This window comes from Bacillus sp. NTK074B, assembly GCF_017303375.1.
GTDB lineage: Bacteria > Bacillota > Bacilli > Bacillales > Bacillaceae_B > Rossellomorea.
Genome location: NZ_JAFKOH010000116.1, coordinates 1 through 264, shown reverse-complemented (window position 1 = coordinate 264; position 264 = coordinate 1). Strand labels below are relative to the sequence as shown.

Sequence of the window (264 nt, the reverse complement as noted above, 5' to 3'; positions counted from 1 at the left end):
CCAGGCTTGACGGGTCATATTATGTGAATTAGATTAGATTTTATAAAATCTGTAAGTCAATACAAAAAATGAGCACCACCGAAAACGCCCAGGCTTCTGCCTATGACCTGCTGCGGCACGAGATTCTGCACGGAGACCTGCTTCCAGGCGAGCGCTTGCGCGCCGCCGATCTGCGTGAACGCTACAATCTGGGCCTGACGCCGATCAGAGAGGCGTTGATGCGGCTCTCGAGCGAAGGAATGGTCACAAACGAGGTCAATCGCG

Annotated in this window: 1 protein-coding gene; it reads left to right on the top strand. The window is 53.0% G+C overall.

Annotation, left to right across the window (positions count from 1 at the left end; translation table 11 throughout):
• Positions 1 to 68: 68 nt before the first annotated feature.
• Positions 69 to 264: GntR family transcriptional regulator (locus JI667_RS21650; protein WP_206858529.1), on the top strand; the 196-nt coding region annotated here is incomplete at its 3' end.